The sequence below is a fragment of the Bacteroides helcogenes P 36-108 genome, from assembly GCF_000186225.1.
Lineage (GTDB): Bacteria > Bacteroidota > Bacteroidia > Bacteroidales > Bacteroidaceae > Bacteroides > Bacteroides helcogenes.
Window position 1 is genome coordinate 3,298,759 of record NC_014933.1, and the last position, 17,049, is coordinate 3,315,807.

A 17,049-nucleotide genomic window follows, 5' to 3' on the forward strand; every position below is an offset into this window, starting at 1 on the left:
ATAGCGATTTATTTTTTTATTTTGCCAAACAAGGTATCATAATCACGCTTTAAGGCCGGTACTGCCCATTCCTCCGGAATAAATTTCCACAGGTTCAGAGTATGTGGCGAAATCACCTTCTTACGTTCAATATATTGCATCAGATAATAACGCAAATCTTTATCGGTAGAACAGATAATACGTTTTTTCAATTCATCCTGAGAAATACCTGCGCCCTTTGTCAGCAACTCACCTCCGCCATTGCCGCGATATGAATTCAACGCCACTTTATAAACCTTATCCATGTCGAACGGACTGCCGTCTGCCATGCTGACAATATTCACTTTCTCACCATCCGGTTTCGTCACATCCACAGTATAGACAATGCCTGCCGCCGAGTCAAAATTAAAGCTGAAATTCTTGAACGAAGCTCTGTCTTCAGAACCTTCACGACGCTGTTCACGAAACAGCAACAGATGATCTTCCGGAGATTTCATTCGGTTTGTCCACAAATCATACGACATTTCCAAGGCATCACGTATCTCTTTTCCGGAAAGTCTCATTGTGTAAAGCATATTCTCATACTTATACAAATTAAACATATCGTTTACAAACACGTCACCTTCCTTTATTTCAGAGTCAAATGACAAGGGAGCCGCAAACGAAATATCGGCTCCGCTAATATCCATTTGCAATGTATGAATCAGATCAATAAAAGCCGAAGGTCCAAAATAAGCAGGACGTGTAGAGATTGTCTCCGTGAAATGACCGATCTTCTTGGACACGAAATTTTGAATCGCATGATATTGTGGAGAAAAATGGTCGACGAATTCTTCACTAACGCCATAATCCTTGGTATCAGACAATACTCCATTAATCTTCTTATCTATAACCTTACCATCACGTAGCCTTAATGTTACATCCACATCGCTCACTACAACAGCATTACTTGCCGGATCCATAATCAGAACGGAATCACCGGTAATATTATCTATTTTCTTACATTCGCGCGCATGGTCATGCCCCATCAGTACAATATCAAAACCGGGAACGTTACGGGCAACATCAACAGACGCGTTCTCGCGATACCGACCTGCCATTAATTGGGCATCCTGACCGGCGTGAAACATACCGATTATTAAATCCGGATTCTCCTTTTCACGGATGATTTTCATCCATTTACGGGCAGTCTCCTCCATGTCATCAAAACGTAGTCCTTTCCACAGATTTTCAGACAACCATACCGGGATAGCAGGAGTAATCATTCCTAAAACAACGATCTTCACTCCATCCCTTTCAAATACTTCATAAGGCTTAAAATGAGGTTTCTCTGTATCGGTATTTATAATATTAGCGCCTAATATCGGAAATTTACAATCTCCCGACCAACGGCCAAAAACCGTACACCCCGTCTCTATGTCATGATTACCCATGTTTCCCGCATTATATCCCATAAAATTCATCATTTCTGCTGCTACATGTGGGGCGACAGTATCAATATAATTGTAATAATAGGCCGCAGGCTGTCCTTGCAAAAGGTCACCGTTATCCAGTAAAATCAGATTATCTTTATATATTTCACGCTTCTTCTGTACAAAAGCGTGTACACGTGCCAAACTTCCTGCGGCATCTCTCTTATGAATAAAGTCATAAGGATAATAATTACCGTGCACATCACTGGTTTGTACAATCTTAAGTTTCACCACCCTTTCCTGAGCAGGCAGCAAGCCTATCAAAAGTAAAATTCCCGCTAAAAAACAACTAAATCTTTTCATATCTCGTATATCTATTCTCTATCCTCTTTTTTTCTATTGAGATGCATAGCTTACAAGTTCATGGGATGAGTAAAGATGAATCTTGCCCCATTGGTATAAGTCGGGTCGATCCATATCTTTCCGCCCCATTTTTCTGTTGTCAACTTGCAGATAGACAAGCCCAATCCAGTTCCTTGCATGTATTCATTCAATTTTTCAAAACGTTCGAATACCAATCCCTGCTTATCCAAAGGAATTCCGCAACCAGTATCAGTCACAGAAAACACAGCCATATTCCCATCCCGGTTTATCTCAAGCTTCAAAGTAATAGTGCCATTCTTGGTAAACTTATCGGCATTGGAAAGTAAGTTAATCACCACCTGCTGCAAGCGTTGTACATCTGTTCGTATCTTTACAGAATCACTGCCACATTCAAACAGAAAACGGTTATCAGACTTACGCGCCTGAGCTACCGAGGCTACTATCTGCCGACAAACAAGTGCCACATTGCAGTCTTCCGATTTAAACTTGACACGATCTGCTTCCAACCGGGACACGTCGAGTATATCATTAATCAGACGGAGCAATAAGTCTGAATTGGTTTTAATAATCTCAAAATAGCTGCGTTGCTCCTCTTCTGAGCTTCCTCCGGCAGACAAAACATCCGAAAATCCGACAATGGCATTCAACGGTGTCCGAATCTCATGGCTCATATTGGCAAGGAAAGCACTTTTCAGACGGCTCGATTCTTCCGCACGTTCCTTTGCCTCCAGCAAAGCTCCTTCGGACTCTTGCAGATCATCCTTTAATTTCTTCGTATGATAATAAAAATACAGAGATATAAACAATGCCACTAACAAAACAATCAGAACAGCCACAACAGTCCATATCTGATATTTATATTGCGTATAAAAAGAGGGAGTTACGTTCAAGTATCTTATCGGTCCCGGAATAGTGGAGACATCAAGTTTCTTCTCTTTTACAAGTTTATTATCCAACACCGTTTCATTGGGTATTATCTCCATCCTACTTTTGTTATCCGGCGAAATCGACAATAAACGAACTGCTTGCCTTGCCATTTCTTTTCCTAACTGACGGTAGGCCGGAACCACACCGCCAATGGCCCAATAGCCAAAAGCAACCGATGTCAATGAAAAGGCCGGCAAACCGGGAACCGCTTCCATCATGGCATACGTTGCATTACGCATAAAGTAGCCATCGTTCATATCCACCCTCCATGTTCCCACCAGCACTGCCGTATTTTCAGGTAGTTCGTGCAGCCTCTCGGTTATTGTATAAATGGTATTTACACGTCCATCCAAAAGAATGAGTTTCAATTCCGGAAATTTTTTCATTTCTTTTACGACGTATGCCTGCAAAGATACACCTCCATAACTATTATCCGATATGAAAGCGATATTCTTCGTTTTAGGATAGAGCTTTTTTATCATATTGATGTTGGCAATCACATCATATTCATACAAAAAACCGGCTTTGATGGGTGATTCGGGAAAGTCACTGAAGAAATCGACGGACTCGGGCATCCATGTTTTCAGATTTTCTGTTTTGTCAGGCAACAAGATGGCATTTCTACTTGACAATGCACTCAATACCGGAATATCACTTCGCATTGAATCTTCTAAAGAAAGGTATGCGGCCCATGCCTCCTGCCCGATTAAGACAATTAATGAAGGTCTTTCTATCCCCTTATATTTTGTCAAAAGTGCTCTCATCCTTTCCGTCCACCAAGGAGACTCTGAAAAACTCTTGCAGTTCATGTTTTCCAACGCAATAGTATTAGTGCCGCCTAACTGTTGAAATTCCTCCATAAAATCAGAGATGTTTCCCGATGCTTGACGAGCATCCGGATTATAAGAGCTGATTATCAGCACCGGCCGACCGCCACCCATTATAGAATAAACAGGCAAGAAAAAAAACAAAACACAGACAGTAATGATAATATTTTATATAATCTATTTTTAAGCACGGCCTTCCAATTCATTCGTTATTGTGGCAAATATACAGTATAAAGTTGGAAGTATCCCCAAAAACAACTATTTTTCGTATATTTGACACCCAATTAAAATGAATTCAAATGATACAATTATTTCACCGTATGATTTCCGATACACTCGGTATATCTGAAAGACAGGTTAATCAAACCCTCGAACTGCTGAACAACGGGGCTACCATACCTTTTATCAGCCGTTACCGTAAAGAAGTTACAGGAGGACTGGACGAAGTACAAATCGAAGCCATCCAAACACAATACGAAAAACTGAACGAAACAGCCAAACGTAAGGAAACCATACTCAGCACTATTCAGGAGCAGGGAAAGTTGACCGATGAGCTCCGGAAGCGTATAGATGAGACTTGGGAAAATACGACATTGGAAGACATTTATCTGCCTTATAAGCCCAAGCGCAAGACACGCGCCGAAGCAGCCCGCCAGAAAGGGCTGGAGCCACTGGCCGACTTGCTAAGACTGCAACAGGAAGACAACCCGGAAGCATGCGCATCCGCCTTCGTAAAGGGAGATGTAAAAAGCGTGGAAGAAGCCCTGCAAGGCGCACGCGACATCATGGCCGAACGCATCAGCGAAGATAGTGAAGTGAGGAAATGCGCCCGTTATTCCTTTGACCATTGGGGAACGCTGAATGCAAAAGTGATTAATGGCAAAGAGGAGGAAGCGGCTAAGTATCGCGACTATTTTGACTGTCACGAGCCGCTAAAGAAGTGCTCCTCACACCGATTGCTGGCCATCCGACGGGGCGAAACCGAGGGATTGCTGCGGGTGTCTATTACTTCGGACGATGAAAATACGCTGGAACGTTTGCAACGACGTTTCCAACGCCACAGAAACGCTTGCAGCCAACACATAGGTCTGGCTGTGGAAGATGCCTACAAACGATTGGTGCGACCTGCCATCGAAACAGAGTTTGCCAATCAAAGTAAGGAGCGAGCCGACGAAGAAGCTATCCGTGTGTTTGCTGAAAATCTCCGCCAATTGTTGCTTGCCCCTCCGTTGGGACAAAAACGTGTAATGGGCATAGATCCGGGATTCAGAACCGGCTGTAAAGTAGTATGTCTGGATGCGCAAGGCAATCTGCTGCACAACGAAAACATCTATCCGCATCCTCCGGTAAACAAGGGTAAAGAGGCATTCTCCAAACTGCAGAAAATGATGGAAGCTTATAAAATAGATGCTATTGCCATCGGCAATGGAACGGCAAGCCGGGAAACGGAAGACTTTCTGAAACGGCAGTCTTTCAACCGGGAAGTGCAAGTATTCATTGTCAGTGAGCAGGGAGCGTCCATTTATTCTGCTTCTAAAATAGCACGGGATGAGTTTCCTGAATACGATGTCACAGTGCGCGGTGCGGTGTCCATAGGAAGACGGCTGATGGACCCGCTTGCCGAATTGGTTAAGATTGATCCTAAGTCCATTGGTGTAGGCCAATACCAACATGATGTGGACCAGACAAAACTGAAGAAATCTCTGGATCAGACTGTGGAGAATTGCGTCAACCTGGTAGGAGTAAATCTGAATACAGCAAGCAGTCATCTGTTAACCTATATTTCCGGCTTAGGGCCACAATTGGCACAAAACATAGTGAATTACCGGGCTGAAAACGGTGCATTCACCTCCCGCAAAGAATTAATGAAAGTTCCACGCATGGGAGCTAAAGCCTTTGAACAGTGTGCGGGCTTCTTACGCATTCCCGATGCAAAGAATCCGTTGGATAATACGGCTGTTCACCCTGAAAGCTACTGCATTGTAGAACAAATGGCAAAGGATTTGGAATGCAGCGTGGCAGAACTGATAAGCAACAAGGAACTGCGTCTGAAAATAAATCCGGAACGCTATCTCTCTCCTACCGTGGGCATGCCGACTCTGAAAGACATTCTTCAAGAATTAGACAAGCCCGGACGTGACCCTCGCGGTCCCATCAAAATGTTTGAGTTCGACCGGAATGTACGCACCATCAACGACCTTCGTGAAGGCATGGAACTACCGGGAATTGTGGGAAACATCACAAACTTTGGTGCATTTGTCGATATAGGTATCAAGGAAAACGGTCTGATACATCTCTCTCAGCTTGCCGAAAGATTTATATCAGATCCTAATAAAGTAGTTTCCATTCACCAACATCTGCGTGTCAAAGTACTCAGTATAGACATAGCCCGCAAACGCATACAGTTGACATTAATAGGAGTGGAACAAGAAAGGTACTAATTCTTAGCCCCCAAATCTTTGTAATATTTGATAATAAGCACCGTGCCTACCACCACCAAAACGGTACAGAGAACGGAGCCTTCAAACCCGAAGGCTCCTCCGTTTATCAGGTTTTCCTCAGGAAGATGAAGGGTAAGAATACTGTCTCCAAATCGAGTTCCACTCACTTCATAACCTAACACCGGACCTTGCAACCAATTCCAAAACCAGTGCAAAGCAATAGGAAAACAAAGGTTACGCGTATATATGTAGGAAGCTCCCAAAAGAAATCCTGACAATAGAATATTAAGAAAGGGTACGAATTCAAAATTCGGATTCTGGATATGCATCAGCGAAAACAGTACCGAAGAAAAGAACAATGCCCAAAACTTATTTACTCCTCCATCCAGCATACGTCCCAATACGAAACCACGCATCATCGATTCTTCCATAATGCCTACCAGAAGATAAAGCCCCAGGCTTGTCAATAAAGAAAAGAAATGGAATGTGACTTCCGCAACCTCAACCACACCCAGCAACAGGGAAAGGCCAAAGCCTGCCACGTACAATGAAACGGCAAAAAGCATACCGACCCACAAATCTTTCCAATGCCCCTTCAAGGATAATCCCAATCTGCCAAAAGGCAATTTGCGCATCTTCAGCACAATCCATGAAGCCCCCAAAGCACAAACCAGCATCAATGCTTCCTGCATCATAAGCACAGAAACACTATCCATAGATGCCTTTTTCTCTACTCCCTCAAAAAATATTCCGAAAGGGCCAATTACAAATATCATAAGGATACCGAACAGCAGCATAAAGAAAACGATATCGACAACTGTGTGCCATAAACACTTCCCCCTTGTCACCGCAGCAAACGTCCCATCCTCTTTTTCTTCCATTTCCATCTTCTATTTTCATTTTGATTAATATCCGACAAAAATAACAATAAAAAGAAAAAACTTATTCATCCTTAATATATTCTTCTTATATTTGAAAAATATATTAATCTGTATTCAAAGCATGAGACTAAAAAAAATACTCTTGATGGCTGCGGGTTTAGGCGTACTGTTAAATGCTTATGCACAAAAGATAAAAACATATTATGTAGCCAAACCCGGTACTTTAGTTGAACTTATGACTGAAAACGAAGCCAATAACATCACCCATCTGACATTGCAAGGCAGGCTGAATGCGGTTGACTTCCGCCACCTGCGGGATGAATTCAAAAAGCTGGAATCACTGGATATATCAAATGCATCCATCAGCTTGTATGCCGGCAAAAACGGCACATACTCCGGACATTTTTATATTTATCCGGCAAATTGCATTCCCGCCTATGCTTTTTGCAGACGTCTGAACGATAGTACGTATATAGGAAAGGAGTCATTGACCCGGGTAATTCTATCCGACAAGACGAAGAATATCGAAGATGCCGCATTCAAAGGATGTAATAACTTAAAAATATGTCAAATAAGAAAGAAGAGCGCTCCTAATTTAATGTCCGAAGCACTGGCAGACAGTATTACTGCCATATTTGTCCCATTGGGTAGCAGCGATGCATATCGAAGTAAAAAGAAATGGGAAACATTCGCTTTTATCGAAGGAGAGCCATTAGGAGTTACCGTGCAAATAGGAAAAATGGGAAGCCTCGCCAGCGAATTGCTAAGAGGGGGCATGCAACCCAAAGATGTGAATTTCCTAACCATAGAGGGCAAGTTGGACGAAGCAGATTTCACGTTGATACGCGACTACATGCCTAATTTGGTGTCAATCGATCTTTCTAAAAGTAATGCTACCGCAATACCTGATTATACTTTTACACAGAAGAAATATCTATTAAACATACTTCTACCCCATGGCTTGAGAACCATCGGACAACGTGTGTTCAGTGGATGTAGCCGTCTTTGCGGAACTTTAACACTTCCCTCAAGCGTTACCGCTATTGAATATGGAGCCTTTATCGGATGCGATAACCTGCGCTATGTACAAGTTACAGGAAACAAGATTACAACATTGGGAGACAACCTCTTTGGAGGGGGAAAAGACAGACTAATTTATAAGGAATAAAGAGCACTTGTATATTTTTCTCAATTAAAAGATGATAAGAAAATAAGCCCACTCAGGAAGTATTCTGAGTGGGCTTATTTTTTTTTAGTAAAATTAGACCGGATTTTTAGTAAAACTTCAAAAGATTTTTAGTAAAAATCCGGTGGCAATTTAGTAAATTTACAGAGCAGGTTTTATAAGTACCAGATACTTGTTGCATTATTTTACAATCAATACATACGTGCTCTTAGTTCCTTGATATGGTCTGAAGTGATGTACTCATCATATTCCATCATCTTATCGATAATACCGTTCGGCGTCAGTTCAATGATACGGTTGGCAACGGTTTCAATGAACTCGTGGTCATGGGATGAAAAAAGAATATTGCCTTTATATTGCTTCAGGTTATTATTGAATGCCTGAATAGACTCCAGATCAAGATGATTGGTCGGTGTATCCAGAATCAGACAGTTGGCATTGCGCAGTTGCATACGGGCAATCATACAACGCATCTTCTCTCCTCCGGACAACACGCTTGCTTTCTTCAGCACTTCTTCACCGGAGAAAAGCATACGTCCCAAAAAGCCTTTCATATATACTTCATTACCTTCTCCGAACTGGCTTAACCAATCTACCAGATTCAAATCGGTATTGAAAAAATCAGTATTATCCACAGGCAAGTAAGCGGTGGTTATAGTAACTCCCCAATTGAATGTACCGGCATCCGGCTTCATATTGCCGTTGATAATCTCAAAAAGCGCTGTCATTGCACGGGGATCGTGAGAAAGGAATACGATCTTATCGCCTTTTTCCACATTGAAATTGACATCACGAAACAATACAGTCCCATCTTCCAATACTTTGGTCAGTCCGGAAACCTCCAAAATCTGATTGCCCGGTTCACGTTCCGGAGTAAAGATAATACCCGGATATTTGCGTGAAGACGGCTTGATTTCCTCTATATTCAACTTTTCCAACATCTTTTTGCGGCTGGTGGTCTGCTTGCTCTTTGCCACATTTGCACTAAAACGACGAATAAATTCTTCCAATTCTTTCTTCTTCTCTTCAGCCTTGGCCTTCTGGTTCTGCTGCTGGCGAAGAGCCAACTGGCTGGACTCATACCAGAAGCTATAATTACCGGCAAACTGGTTAATTTTACCGTAGTCGATATCTACCGTATGTGTACATACAGAGTCCAAAAAGTGACGGTCATGACTTACAACCAATACTGTATGTTCGAAATTAGAAAGATATTCTTCCAGCCAGGTAACGGTGTCCATATCCAAGTCATTGGTAGGCTCATCCAACAACAGGTTATCAGGATTTCCATACAATGCCTGCGCCAGCATGACACGCACCTTTTCTTTATTGTTCAGTTCACCCATCAACAAATAATGCTTGTCTTCCCTGACGCCTAACCCACTCAATAATGTAGCAGCATCACTTTCGGCATTCCAGCCGTCCAACTCAGCAAACCTTTCTTCAAGTTCGGAAACTTTCAATCCATCCTCATCTGTAAAGTCCTCTTTGGCATACAATTCTTCGCGTTGCTTCATGATGTCCCACAATATGGTATGCCCCATCATAACAGTATCCATCACCGTAAAAGCATCCCACTTGAAGTGATCCTGACTCAATACGGAAAGGCGCTCTCCCGGTCCTAAAACGATAGATCCAGTAGTAGGGTCCAGTTCACCGGAAATTGTTTTCAAGAAAGTGGATTTTCCAGCACCATTAGCACCGATAATACCATAACAGTTACCACTTGTAAACTTCAAGTTTACATCATTAAATAACACTCTTTTACCAAACTGTACCGAGACATTAGAGACTGTAATCATCTTTATATATGCGATTTATTATTATTTAATACCTATTAGTCTGCAAATTGCGAGTGCAAAGATAGTGCAAATTGAGCGTAAAACTCCCATCCCGGCATGAAAAGAAACGAAAACATCCTCAAAAATGAGGATTGTACAGGCTGAAAGTATGCTTTACCTTTGCGGCAAACAGAAAACAGATATGATAAGAATTCTCCTTTTAATATTTTTCCCATTAGGGCTTTCCGCCAACGAACCGGACACGACCCATGTCAGGCGGATTGAGCTACAGGAAGTCACCATTGTAGGTTTTAAGCGAGAACAGAAAGAACGCGAACCATTATCAATATCTTCATTGAACAATCGTTTCCTGAAGAACAACGAGATAGCCAGCATAAAGGAACTTAGCTCGCTGCTACCCAATTTCTATATGCCCGACTACGGTTCAAAGCAAAATGCTCCGGTTTACATTCGGGGAATAGGATCGAAAACAAATGCTCCCTCAGTAGGATTCTATGTGGACGGAGTGCCGCATTTTGAGAAATCGGCCTTTGATATCGACTTGTCGGATATCAGTAATATTGAAGTTCTCAGGGGCCCCCAAGGCACATTGTACGGGCGAAATGCCATCGGAGGAATTATAAACGTATATACCCACTCTCCCCTTGATTATCAAAATACACGCATAAAAGCAGGATATGGCAACCACAATGATTTAAATTTATTGATTTCCAATTATACAAAGCTCAGCAAGACATTCGGTTTTTCGGTATCCGGTAATTATCATCAGAATGATGGTTTCTTCACCAACCTATACACCGGCAAAAAGTCCGATAATATAAATAATGGTGCGGTACGAACCGGGATTGTCTGGAAGCCCGCAAACAATTGGACATTGAGGCTGAATGCTTCATTTGATTATTCCGAGCAGGGAGGGTATCCTTACGGACCTTATAATGCAGAAAACGGCACAGTAGGAGCAGTCAACTACAATCGTTATAGTTCGTATCACAGAGAGATATTCACTACCGGATTGAACATACGTTATGAAGGCAAAAATTTCGGTTTCAATAGTCAAACTTCATACCAGAATATCAGTGACCGTCAAGGAATCGATCAGGACTTTACGCCAGCAGACAAATACTATGTAACGCAACAACTCCGTCAAAAGATGTACAGCCAGGAAACCACATTGAAGTCCATGAGGAAAGGACGTTACCAATGGATCACAGGAATTTTCACCTTTGTTCAGGATGTTCATAACCGGGTAGAAAACACACTTTATGCCCAAGGATACAGCACACCGAAATTCTACGATATTCCGGTGTGGGGAATCGCCTTTTATCACCAATCTTCTTTTCATATTTATAAAGGAATATCTTTATTGGCGGGATTACGATATGATTACGAATATGCCCGTGATCATTATTCACAGTTCAAACAAATATCAGGCAAAGAACCTGAGCTGACTAACCGCTTCGACAGCAGGCTAAGTTTTAACCAGTTTACCCCAAAGCTGACATTGCAGTACCGTTCTCCTCATGAACAATTGTTCTATGCCTCTTTAACAAAAGGGTACAAAACAGGAGGGTTTAATACCTCTTTCGAATCGGAAGCCGAACGCACATACCGTCCTGAATATAATTGGAATTATGAATTGGGAACAAAACTTACTTTTTTCAACCATATGCTGACAGCCGAACTTTCCCTTTTTTACATCGATTGGCGTAATCAACAGATCACTCAGACCATACCCGGAGTAGGGAATATCTTGCGAAATGCCGGACATTCTGACAGCAAAGGATTTGAATTTTCTTGCCGGGTGCATCCACTGCCTTCCTTATCCTTGCAATTGAATTATGGATATGCGTATGCTCGTTTCCTAAATTACATAAAAAGCGAAAAGCAAAATTATTCCGGGAATTTCCTGCCTATGGTTCCCCGGCACACACTCTCACTGAATGGAGGTTATACATTCCACATACAATCACAACTTGTTGACCGCTTCACGTTCAGTGCCGGGCTGACAGGAATCGGTCCTATCTATTGGAATGAAGACAATAAGGTCAGACAGGATTTCTACACACTGCTGAATGCCAAAGTCAGTGCCTCCAAAGGATGGTTCACATGGGAAGTCTGGGGCAAAAACTTGTCAGACACAAATTACCTAAGTTATTATTTTGTCTCTTCCGGAGCTTTTGCCCAACGAGGGAAACCTATCACCTTCGGAGCTTCCTTCATCATAAATTTATAATGCACCATGATAAAAGCAAAACAACATCTCCAATTCCACACACAAGGAAAGATATGGAATCTCGGAACATTCTTTTGTCTTTACATAGCACAAGCCATACCAATGAGTTTTTTCTCAACCTCCCTGCAGGTACTGATGAGACAGGCAGACTATTCCCTTTCTACTATTGCTCTCCTACAGGCAGTCAAGATTCCCTGGATACTAAAGTGCCTTTGGTCACCCCTGGTCGATCGGCAGTGCATCGCTGTGAAAGACTATAAACGCTGCATCATCATCTCGGAAATAGTTTATGCTTTAATGATCCTATTAGTGGGGTTATTGAGTCTCGAATCAGATTTTCATCTGATACTGGCACTGATATTCTTTTCATTAGTTGCTTCTGCCACACAAGACATTGCAACGGACGCATTGGCAGTACTATCTTTTAGAGAACATGATAAAAGTCTGGTGAACAGTATGCAGTCAATGGGAAGTTTCGGAGGGACATTAATAGGAGCCGGACTATTGCTGCTCGTCCTCCAACATTACGGTTGGCATATAGTAATTCCGTGTTTATGTATTTTCGTACTGTTGGCTATTATACCTCTGATTTTTAACACGAAGATAAAGATAGTTCCGAAAGAAAGAGCCCAACGTGCACGTCTCACTGACTTCGTTTGGTTCTTTACCCGACGCAGCATTTGGCGCCAGATCGGTTTTCTGACATTGTATTACTCCAGTATCATCGGTATCCTGTCTGTTTTGCGTCCTTATCTGGTTGATTTGGGTTATTCCATGAAAGAGATTGGTATGATGAGTGGAATAATCGGCACAACCGCTGCATTTTTCACTTCTTTCATCGCCGGATTCATCGTAAGACATATAGGGCGCTACAAGGCACGCATCACATTTGCCGTATTCATTCTTCTGACTACCCTTTATTTTATGGGAATATCATGGGGACATCCTTCTACATTAGCTCTCTACATCGGCATCGTACTGTTATGGAGCAGTTATGGCATGGCTACTATCATAGTATATACCACTGCTATGGACTGCGTGCGCCCTGGCCGTGAAGGAACAGATTTTACCATCCAGACCGTATTAACACATTTAAGTGGATTGCTTATCGCACTTCTCAGCGGAATAATAGCCGACAAGGCGGGATACCATGGACTGTTTCTATCTGAAACAGTACTGGCATCAATATCATTGATTTATATCTTATTCGCTTTCCGCCGTAGTGAAGAAAACAAAAAACAAATATATGAACTCTGAAACCATCAAGAAGTACAACGTACCAGTGCCCCGATACACCAGTTATCCGCCTGCCAATTATTTTGAACCGTTTTCCGGCACTTACTATCAGGAAGCCATAGAAAAATCCAATCAAGTTTCAGGCAACAGCCACATTTCTTTTTACCTGCACATCCCGTTTTGCCATCATCTGTGCTACTATTGTGGCTGCAACTCTTATCCGATGATGAATGCCGGCATGATAGAAAAATATGTCAGTGCCATGCATCAAGAAATAGACTTGCTTATACCATTATTAAATCCCCAACGGCTGATTTCACAAATTCATTACGGCGGAGGAAGCCCAACTGCAATACCACCGCATTTCATCAAGGAACTGAACGAGCATCTGCTTTCTGCTTTTCGCACGATAGAATCGCCGGAAATAGCAATTGAATGCCATCCCGGCTATCTGTCTCATCAGGATTGGCAGGAATTGGCAGCATGCGGATTTAATAGATTCAGTATCGGAGTACAAGATTTGAATAAAAGGGTGCTTGAAACAGTCAACCGCCGTCCACCTTTAATTCCTTTGAATGAAATATTTTTCTTATTGCGCAATGAAGGCGCAAGCATCAACCTTGATTTTTTATATGGTCTTCCGGAACAGACAGCAGCAAGTTTTCTGCATACCATAGAAAGTGCCATTGATTTAGCTCCCGATAGACTGGTAACCTTTAGTTACGCCCACGTCCCCTGGATTCATAAACGCCAACTAATTCTCGAAAAGACCGGATTACCGGAAAGTGAAGAAAAAAGCAGGATGTTTAGTGAAGCAGCCGTAGCATTACACAGGGCAGGATATCGCTCAGTAGGGCTTGATCATTTTGTATTGCCAGAAGATGAACTGAACATTGCTCTCGAAACCCGTCAACTGCACCGCAACTTCCAGGGTTATTGTACCCGCCGAACCACAGGACAAGTCTATGCGGTTGGAGTAACCGGTATCAGTCAGTTGGACACAGCTTATGCACAGAATGGTAAAGATATTCGCGCATACATAGATGCAATGGAACATGGCATGTGGTACATCTGCAAAGGGTATTCACTGAATCGGCAGGAACAAATAGTCCGAGAAGTCATTGAAAACCTGATGTGTAACTATTATATCGATTGGAGACAACTGTCGGAGTATCTATCTCTTTCCATCGAAGAAGTAAAATCGGCCACGGCCTATGACGAAAACAAATTAAAAGTCTTCTCTCAAGACGGACTGATTGATTTTTCTACGGATTATTTGGCAGTGACTTCTACAGGTTCGCCTTTTGTACGTAATGTGGCTGCATCATTAGATCCGTTAATGCTACATCCTGTACATTCCTTTTCCAAACCTGTTTAATACTAAAAGAGTTATGGCAAAAGCAACGACTATCGAAACACGCCAATGTGATGTTATCGTTATCGGAGCCGGAATCACCGGACTGACAACAGCATTTTATCTTACCCGCAGGCAAAAAAATGTAGAAGTGCTTGAACGGCAGAACCGAATCGGCGGACAAATTCAAACTTTTCACGAAGATGGATTTGTCTTTGAAAGCGGTCCGAACACAGGAGTGATATCTTGTCCGGAAGTAGCTGAACTTTTTTCGGATCTTTCTGGTGACTGTGAGCCTGAAACAGCTTTTGAAGCATCCAAACGGAGGCTTATTTGGAAAGGAGAATGCTTTCATCCACTTCCTTCAGGAATTACAAGTGCAATTTTCACTCCTCTATTTAGCCTGAAAGACAAATTGCGTATATTGGGAGAACCTTTCCGCCCCAAAGGAGATGATCCCGATGAAACGATAGGTATGTTGGCAAAACGTCGTTTAGGAAAATCATTTCTTGATTATGCTGTTGACCCTTTCCTATCTGGAGTCTATGCTGGTGACCCGATGAGGCTGGTCACTCGCTTCGCATTACCCAAGCTCTACCATTTGGAGCAACGTTACGGGAGTTTTGTCAAAGGAGCAATTGCAAAGATAAGAGAACATAAAAACAACCGCGACAAACTGGCTACCAAACAAGTGTTTTCACCTCGAAACGGATTCAGCCGGCTGATCGAGGCATTAGAACGGCAAATAGGTTCAAGACGGATCACACTTGGAGTTGAAGACATCACTATCCTGCCACATCACAATCATTGGAAAGTCCGTTTTACAAACAGTACGGGCAGGATGCAAGAAATACATTGTACCCAAGTGATCACTACGGTAGGAGCATACGCGTTGCCCGATCTTCTACCCTTCATTGCCCAAGAACAAATGCATAAGATTTGTAATCTGCATTATGCTCCAGTAATACAAGTCAGTGTTGGATTACATCATACAGGAGGAATACACCATGCAGCTTTCGGTGGTCTGATACCCTCATGCGAAAACAAACCTTTGCTGGGAATCCTCTTTCCTTCTGCATGTTTCAAAAACCGAGCTCCGGAAGAAGGAGCTTTGTTCTCCTGCTTTATCGGAGGAGTGCGCCACCCTGAATACCTGATGAAAAGTGATGATGAAATCATAGCATTAGTCACAGATGCATTACATTCCATGCTTCATTACCCCTTGAAAAGCAATCCCGATATGATCCGCATTTTCAGGCACAAAAAAGCAATTCCACAATATGATGCCGGCTGTGGCGAACGCCTGGCCACAATCGAATATTTGCAAAAGCAATATCCCGGGCTGGTTCTGGGAGGTAATATAAGAGACGGAATCGGAATAGCTGACCGCATTCGCCAAGCAGTAGCCCTGGCATCCGATTTACAACTTGTTTAAGATCAAAATAATGCAAAATCAAATTCCAATTTTAATAACCGCCCCCGAAGGATATGCACAGCGCTTCAGAGAAGCCTTGCTATCCGTATCGAACTCTTCGGGAAAGCTTTTCAAGCCAACTTGCATCCCCATGATTGAAACGGTGGTCGCATATGAATCTCCCACCTTCAAGGCATTTATGGAAATAATTGGCTCCTTTGACTACATTGTCTTTTCCAGCCGCAAAGCCATTGAGGCCGTAGCTGCATACCATACTGTTGCAAATAGAAAATTACCGGAGAAGATGAAATGCTGTGCTATAGGTAAAGACAATGAATTTTTGGAAGAATGCTTAGGAATACATCCTTCTTTTATTCCGGACGAACCAAGTCCGGCAGGTATTGTACGTAAATTTTCGAAGATAGCCGGCATAGAAGGGAAGCGGGTTGCCGTACTCGCTCCTTTAGTGACAGGTATGGAGGAACCGGACACTGTACCTCTATTTATGAAGGCATTACACGACATTGGGATGGTTGCAGATCGGATACCGGCATACATCACCCGTGCAACAATCCATTCGAAGCAGAAACAAATCCATCAACTTATCTTGTCAAGGCACTTCCGGTGTATCGCCTTCAGCAGTGGAGCAGAAATCAAAGCATTGCTCGAAAGTCTTTCTCCGGAAGAATCGATAACCGATTTCTTTTTCGGAATCGACATTGCCTGTTTCGGACCTTATACAGCGGACTATGCCCGCAAACAGGGACTTCCTGTTTGTCTGACAGCAAAAGATTTCAGTTCTTTCCACGGATTCGCACTTATATTGGAAGATTTCTACACTTCTTTATAAATAGATTGGAGAACCTCTGTCAATCTGACATAAAAGTGCTACCTTTGCACCGTTTTTAGCAAGAGCATCCATTTTGGCAAAGTTTTTGTTAGGGCATTCATATTAACTTAAATCCTTATAGCA

Annotated in this window: 11 protein-coding genes; 7 read left to right on the plus strand and 4 right to left on the minus strand. The window is 42.5% G+C overall.

What is annotated here, in order from left to right:
- Positions 1–8: 8 nt before the first annotated feature.
- Together BACHE_RS13625 and BACHE_RS13630 are read right to left on the minus strand one after the other, a co-directional pair.
- Positions 9–1,754 carry a bifunctional metallophosphatase/5'-nucleotidase gene (locus tag BACHE_RS13625; protein ID WP_013548292.1) on the minus strand — a complete coding sequence of 582 codons (1,746 nt, stop codon included), beginning with the start codon at positions 1,752–1,754 and terminating at the stop codon, positions 9–11.
- A 50-nt stretch (positions 1,755–1,804) separates the two neighbouring features.
- On the minus strand, positions 1,805–3,643 hold the full coding sequence (locus BACHE_RS13630) for a sensor histidine kinase (RefSeq protein ID WP_083808287.1): 1,839 nt from the start codon (positions 3,641–3,643) through the stop codon (positions 1,805–1,807).
- A 185-nt stretch (positions 3,644–3,828) separates the two neighbouring features.
- On the opposite strand from BACHE_RS13630, the gene BACHE_RS13635 reads away from it, so the two are divergent.
- Positions 3,829–5,970: a Tex family protein gene (locus BACHE_RS13635; protein WP_013548294.1), complete on the plus strand. Its 2,142-nt coding sequence runs from the start codon at positions 3,829–3,831 to the stop codon at positions 5,968–5,970.
- Here BACHE_RS13635 and BACHE_RS13640 read toward each other — a convergent pair.
- Positions 5,967–6,857: a CPBP family intramembrane glutamic endopeptidase gene (locus tag BACHE_RS13640; RefSeq protein WP_013548295.1), complete on the minus strand. Its 891-nt coding sequence runs from the start codon at positions 6,855–6,857 to the stop codon at positions 5,967–5,969. The genes BACHE_RS13635 and BACHE_RS13640 overlap by 4 nt on opposite strands.
- Before the next feature lie 115 nt (positions 6,858–6,972).
- Here BACHE_RS13640 and BACHE_RS13645 point away from each other — a divergent pair, with 115 nt between their 5' ends.
- Positions 6,973–8,019, plus strand: coding sequence for a leucine-rich repeat domain-containing protein (locus tag BACHE_RS13645; RefSeq protein ID WP_041579434.1), 1,047 nt, complete (start codon positions 6,973–6,975; stop codon positions 8,017–8,019).
- A gap of 209 nt (positions 8,020–8,228) precedes the next feature.
- On the opposite strand, the gene BACHE_RS13650 is transcribed toward BACHE_RS13645, so the two are convergent.
- Complete coding sequence (locus BACHE_RS13650; protein ID WP_013548297.1) at positions 8,229–9,839, minus strand: ABC-F family ATP-binding cassette domain-containing protein; 1,611 nt, start codon at positions 9,837–9,839, stop codon at positions 8,229–8,231.
- A 181-nt stretch (positions 9,840–10,020) separates the two neighbouring features.
- Between BACHE_RS13650 and BACHE_RS13655 the strand changes: the two genes are divergently transcribed.
- Genes BACHE_RS13655 through BACHE_RS13675 form a run of 5 tightly spaced genes read left to right on the plus strand, consistent with a single transcriptional unit; the run spans position 10,021 to position 16,926 of the window.
- Entirely contained in the window at positions 10,021–12,072 is a 2,052-nt protein-coding gene (locus BACHE_RS13655; protein ID WP_041579864.1) for a TonB-dependent receptor, read from the plus strand.
- Between the two features lie 6 nt (positions 12,073–12,078).
- Positions 12,079–13,329, plus strand: a complete 1,251-nt coding sequence (locus tag BACHE_RS13660; protein ID WP_013548299.1) for an MFS transporter — start codon at positions 12,079–12,081, stop codon at positions 13,327–13,329.
- Positions 13,319–14,686, plus strand: a complete 1,368-nt coding sequence (hemN, locus tag BACHE_RS13665) for an oxygen-independent coproporphyrinogen III oxidase (RefSeq protein WP_013548300.1) — start codon at positions 13,319–13,321, stop codon at positions 14,684–14,686. The genes BACHE_RS13660 and hemN overlap by 11 nt, the downstream gene beginning before the upstream one ends.
- Before the next feature lie 13 nt (positions 14,687–14,699).
- The gene (gene hemG / locus BACHE_RS13670) at positions 14,700–16,097 is read left to right on the plus strand and encodes a protoporphyrinogen oxidase (RefSeq protein WP_013548301.1); all 1,398 of its coding nucleotides are present in this window, start codon (positions 14,700–14,702) and stop codon (positions 16,095–16,097) included.
- 10 nt (positions 16,098–16,107) lie between these two features.
- Positions 16,108–16,926 (plus strand): uroporphyrinogen-III synthase, encoded by an 819-nt coding sequence (locus BACHE_RS13675; RefSeq protein ID WP_013548302.1) that lies wholly within the window; start codon positions 16,108–16,110, stop codon positions 16,924–16,926.
- The last annotated feature ends 123 nt before the right edge of the window (positions 16,927–17,049 follow it).

What these genes read in the sequence shown, in the direction of transcription:
- BACHE_RS13625 (WP_013548292.1), bottom strand. Translation starts at nt 1,754, where the DNA reads ATGAAAAGATTTAGTTGTTTTTTAGCGGGAATTTTACTTTTGATAGGC.
- BACHE_RS13630 (WP_083808287.1), bottom strand. Translation starts at nt 3,643, where the DNA reads ATGGGTGGCGGTCGGCCGGTGCTGATAATCAGCTCTTATAATCCGGAT.
- BACHE_RS13635 (WP_013548294.1), top strand. Translation starts at nt 3,829, where the DNA reads ATGATACAATTATTTCACCGTATGATTTCCGATACACTCGGTATATCT.
- BACHE_RS13640 (WP_013548295.1), bottom strand. Translation starts at nt 6,857, where the DNA reads ATGGAAATGGAAGAAAAAGAGGATGGGACGTTTGCTGCGGTGACAAGG.
- BACHE_RS13645 (WP_041579434.1), top strand. Translation starts at nt 6,973, where the DNA reads ATGAGACTAAAAAAAATACTCTTGATGGCTGCGGGTTTAGGCGTACTG.
- BACHE_RS13650 (WP_013548297.1), bottom strand. Translation starts at nt 9,839, where the DNA reads ATGATTACAGTCTCTAATGTCTCGGTACAGTTTGGTAAAAGAGTGTTA.
- BACHE_RS13655 (WP_041579864.1), top strand. Translation starts at nt 10,021, where the DNA reads ATGATAAGAATTCTCCTTTTAATATTTTTCCCATTAGGGCTTTCCGCC.
- BACHE_RS13660 (WP_013548299.1), top strand. Translation starts at nt 12,079, where the DNA reads ATGATAAAAGCAAAACAACATCTCCAATTCCACACACAAGGAAAGATA.
- hemN (WP_013548300.1), top strand. Translation starts at nt 13,319, where the DNA reads ATGAACTCTGAAACCATCAAGAAGTACAACGTACCAGTGCCCCGATAC.
- hemG (WP_013548301.1), top strand. Translation starts at nt 14,700, where the DNA reads ATGGCAAAAGCAACGACTATCGAAACACGCCAATGTGATGTTATCGTT.
- BACHE_RS13675 (WP_013548302.1), top strand. Translation starts at nt 16,108, where the DNA reads ATGCAAAATCAAATTCCAATTTTAATAACCGCCCCCGAAGGATATGCA.